We start from the raw sequence: 4,084 nt of genomic DNA on the forward strand, positions 1-4,084 counted from the left end.
CCTCTGAGTTAATGAAACGGCGCAAAATATCATTTTACTGAACCAAACGCCTTGTGCAATGTGGGGATGGAGGACCGAAATCGTGCCATTCGTCACCATCGGCGGCATCACGCTGCACCATCGCCACATCAAGGCGACCGGCAATGCGCGCCCGATCATATTCATCAATTCGCTTGGCACCGACTTCCGGATCTGGGACGAAATTGTCTCGGCACTCGATGGTGAAATGCCGCTGCTGGTCTACGACAAACGCGGTCACGGGCTGTCCGATATCGGCGACATCAGGTCGATCGACGATCATGTCGATGATCTCTTAGGCCTCATCGATCATTTCGGCTTGAGCAAGGTCGTGCTGTGCGGCCTGTCGGTCGGCGGCATGATCGCGCAGGGGCTCTATGCTAGGCGCCCCGATATCCTAGATGCCATGATCCTCTGCGACACGGCCCACAAGATCGGCACGGCGGAGAGCTGGAACACACGCATCGCGACCGTCGAAAGCAAGGGCATCCAGGCCATTGCCGATGGCGTGCTCAAAGTGTGGTTCACCCCCGCCTTCCACACGGCGCGTCTGGCAGAGCTCGACGGCTATTGGAACATGATGACGAGGCAAGGGCTTGCCGGCTATCTCGGGACTTGCGCGGCCGTTCGCGATGCGGATTTCACCGATGCTGCACGCCACATCGCGGTGCCGACGCTCTGCGTCGCCGGCGACCAGGATGGCTCGACGCCTCCCGATCTCGTCCGCTCGCTGGCCGCGCTGATCCCCGGCGCGCGCTTTGAAATCATCCGCGACGCCGGGCACATTCCTTGCGTCGAACAGCCTGAAGCGCTGTTAGCCCTGATCCGCGGTTTTATCGCATCGCTTGCCCCTGGAGCAGAAACCCATGGATGAAGTCCCCGGCAACGTAGCCAGATATCGCACCGGCCTCGCGGTGCGGCGCTTCGTGCTCGGCGACCGCCATGTCGACCGGGCCGAGGTCGCCGCCACCGATTTCGACCAGCCTTTCCAGGAGCTGATCACCGAGGCCGCCTGGGGAACCGTGTGGGCGCGGCCGGGCTTGACCAAGCGTGAGCGTTCGATCGTCACGCTGGCGCTGCTGGCCGCACTCGGCCATGATGAGGAGGTTGCTATGCATGTGCGCGCCACCGTCAACACCGGCGCCTCGCGCGACGATATCTGCGAGGCGTTCCTGCATGTCGCCATCTATGCCGGCGTGCCGGCCGCCAACCGTGCCTTCAGAATAGCCAAGGACGTGTTTTCGGAAATGGACGGAAGCCAGAATGCCCGCTGAGTCCGGCTCGAACCGGAGGCCCGAGACCGGCGCCTTCTTCCAGCGCGACCGGACCTGGCATCCGCCTGTTCTGACGCCGAATTACAAGACCTCCGTGCTGCGTTCGCCGCAGAAGGCGCTGCTGTCGTTCGACAACACGCTGTCGGAGATTGCAGGTCCCGTTTTCGGCCACGCGATATTGGGCGAACTCGACGCCGACCTGATCCACAATTTCGCCAGGCCCGGCGAGAGCGCGCTCGGCGAGCGCATCATCGTCTATGGCCGGGTGCTCGACGAACGCGGTGTTGGCGTACCCGGCGCGCTGCTCGAATTCTGGCAAGCCAATGCCGGCGGCCGCTACCGCCACAAGAAGGACGGTTATCTGGCGCCGCTCGATCCGAATTTCGGCGGCTGCGGGCGCGCCATTACAGGCGACGATGGCGGCTATGCCTTTCGCACCGTCAAGCCCGGTCCCTATCCCTGGCCGAACGGGCCGAACGACTGGCGGCCCTCGCACATCCATTTCTCGGTCTTCGGCCACGGCTTCGCGCAGCGGCTGATCACGCAGATGTATTTCGAGGGCGATCCGCTGATCTGGCAATGCCCGATCGTGCGCGGCATCCCCGACAAGGCAGCCATCGAAACGCTGATCGCCACGCTCGACATGCAAGCAACGATCCCCTTCGACGCCCGCGCCTACAAGTTCGACATCGTGCTGCGCGGGCGCCGCGCATCGCTGTTCGAAAACAGGCTGGAGGGCAATTGATGGCTCAATCGCTCGACCGGCTCCGGGAGAGCCCCTCGCAGACCGCCGGACCCTACGTCCATATCGGGCTGACGCCCAATTTCTGCGGCATCGGCGGCGTCTATCCGACCGACCTTGGTGCGACCATGGTCAACGACAAGACCAGGGGCGAGCGCATCGGCTTGCGCATCCGGGTGCTCGACGGCTCCGGCACGCCGCTCAAGGACGCGCTGATCGAGATCTGGCAGGCGGATGCCGACGGGCTCTACAATTCGCCCGCCGAATTGCGCGACACCGCCGATCCGAACTTTTTCGGCTGGGGCCGTTGCGCGACCGACATGGAAACCGGCCTGTGTGCGTTCGAGACGATCAAACCAGGTCGCGTGCCGTTCAGGGATGGAAGCCTGATGGCGCCGCACATCACGCTCTGGATCGTCGCGCGCGGCATCAATCTCGGCCTGCACACACGGCTGTATTTTTCCGATGAGGAAAAGGCCAATGCCGGGGATGCGATCCTGGCGCGCATAGAGCACCGCGTTCGCGTGCCGACGCTGATCGCCGAGCGCCAGGGCGACACCTACGTCTTCGACGTCCATCTCCAGGGGGAGAAGGAAACGGTCTTCTTCGACAGCTGATGGTCAGGAGGAGCAGGACATGACCGTATCGCCCTTCGACCACCCACTGCTCTCCGCTCTTCTCGGCGACGACGAGGCGGCGAGGCACTTTTCCGTCGAGGCGGAAATCGATGCAATGCTGGTCTTCGAGCGGGCGGTGGCTCAAGCCGAGGCCGAAAACGGGATCATCACCAGAGAGGCGGCGGCGGCGATCGTGGCCGCACTTGCCACGTTCCGCCCGGACACGGCCTTGCTGCGGGCCGGCATCGCCAGGGACGGCGTCATGGTGCCGGAACTCGTGCGCCAGATCAGGGCGGCGGCTGGCGAACCGCATGGCCAGAAAGTGCATTTCGGTGCGACCAGCCAGGATGTCATCGACACCGGCCTGATGCTTCGGCTCAAATCCGTCGTCGAGCATCTCGATCTGCTGTTGACCGAAACAGTCATGCGCCTCGCTTCGCTCGAAGAGCGCTTTGGAAGCAGGGCGCTGACTGGAATGACGCGCATGCAGAAGGCGATTTCGATTAATGTGGCCGATCGCGTCAGGGCGTGGCGGGCGCCGCTGCAACGGCATCAGGAGAGGTTGTCGGAACAGTCCAGGCGCCTGCTGGTTGTGCAGTTCGGCGGTGCTGCCGGCACGCTGGAAAAGCTAGGCGACAAAGGTTCGGTGGTGCGCGCAGCACTAGCCGCAAAGCTCGGCCTTGGCGACGCACCGCAATGGCAGAGCCAGCGTGACGCGCTCGCCGATTTTGCCGGCCTGATGTCGCTGGTATCAGGCAGCCTCGGCAAGTTCGGCCAGGACATCGCGCTGATGGCACAGGATGGAACCGAGATCGAGCTTTCCGGCGGCGGCGGCTCGTCGGCCATGCCGCACAAGCAGAACCCGGTGAAGGCTGAAGCGCTGGTGGCGCTTGCCCGCTTCAATGCCACGCAGCTTGCCGGCATGCATCACGCGCTCGTGCATGAGCAGGAGCGGTCGGGCGCGGCCTGGACGCTGGAGTGGCTATTATTGCCGCAGATGGTCGTCGCAACGGCCGCGTCGCTGCGCCTTGCCGCCGAACTGGCCGCACAGGTCGAAAGTCTCGGCCGCTGATGCGCACGCAAATCGTCATCGTCGGGTCCGGACCGTCCGGCCTGCTGCTTGGGCAATTGCTGGCCGGCATCGGTGTCGAGACGGTCATTCTGGAACGCGCAAGCCGCGAGCACGTGCTTGGCCGCGTGCGGGCAGGGGTGCTCGAACAGGGCACGGTCGAACTGCTGGAGCAGGCCGGCGCGGCGGCAAGGCTGCATGCCGAAGGGCTGCCGCATTCCGGCATCTCGCTCGCCTTCGACGGACGCTTGCATCGCATCGATCTCGAAGCGCTGACCGGCGGCAGGCATGTCACCGTCTATGGCCAGACCGAGGTGACTCACGATTTGATGGACAAGCGCGATGCGGCAGGACTGACCACGAT

6 protein-coding genes are annotated in these 4,084 nt (G+C 64.1%); all 6 read left to right on the forward strand.

Annotation, left to right across the window (positions count from 1 at the left end):
* Positions 1-82 precede the first annotated feature (82 nt).
* Entirely contained in the window at positions 83-892 is an 810-nt protein-coding gene (gene pcaD / locus EN943_RS35510) for a 3-oxoadipate enol-lactonase (protein WP_127416442.1), read from the forward strand.
* A complete protein-coding gene (gene pcaC, locus EN943_RS35515; protein ID WP_127416443.1) occupies positions 885-1,292 on the forward strand; it encodes a 4-carboxymuconolactone decarboxylase in 408 nt (135 codons plus the stop codon). Before pcaD ends, pcaC begins: the two co-directional genes overlap by 8 nt.
* Positions 1,282-2,037 (forward strand): protocatechuate 3,4-dioxygenase subunit beta, encoded by a 756-nt coding sequence (gene pcaH / locus EN943_RS35520; protein ID WP_127416444.1) that lies wholly within the window; start codon positions 1,282-1,284, stop codon positions 2,035-2,037. Before pcaC ends, pcaH begins: the two co-directional genes overlap by 11 nt.
* Positions 2,037-2,651 carry a protocatechuate 3,4-dioxygenase subunit alpha gene (pcaG, locus tag EN943_RS35525; protein ID WP_127416445.1) on the forward strand — a complete coding sequence of 205 codons (615 nt, stop codon included), beginning with the start codon at positions 2,037-2,039 and terminating at the stop codon, positions 2,649-2,651. Before pcaH ends, pcaG begins: the two co-directional genes overlap by 1 nt.
* A gap of 19 nt (positions 2,652-2,670) precedes the next feature.
* Positions 2,671-3,723: a 3-carboxy-cis,cis-muconate cycloisomerase gene (locus tag EN943_RS35530; protein WP_127416446.1), complete on the forward strand. Its 1,053-nt coding sequence runs from the start codon at positions 2,671-2,673 to the stop codon at positions 3,721-3,723.
* The coding region (locus EN943_RS35535; RefSeq protein ID WP_206522878.1) for an FAD-dependent monooxygenase at positions 3,723-4,084 on the forward strand (362 nt) is incomplete at its 3' end. The genes EN943_RS35530 and EN943_RS35535, both read left to right, overlap by 1 nt.

The sequence above is a fragment of the Mesorhizobium sp. M7A.F.Ca.US.006.01.1.1 genome (genome assembly GCF_003997935.1).
In the GTDB taxonomy this organism is placed as follows: Bacteria; Pseudomonadota; Alphaproteobacteria; order Rhizobiales; family Rhizobiaceae; genus Mesorhizobium.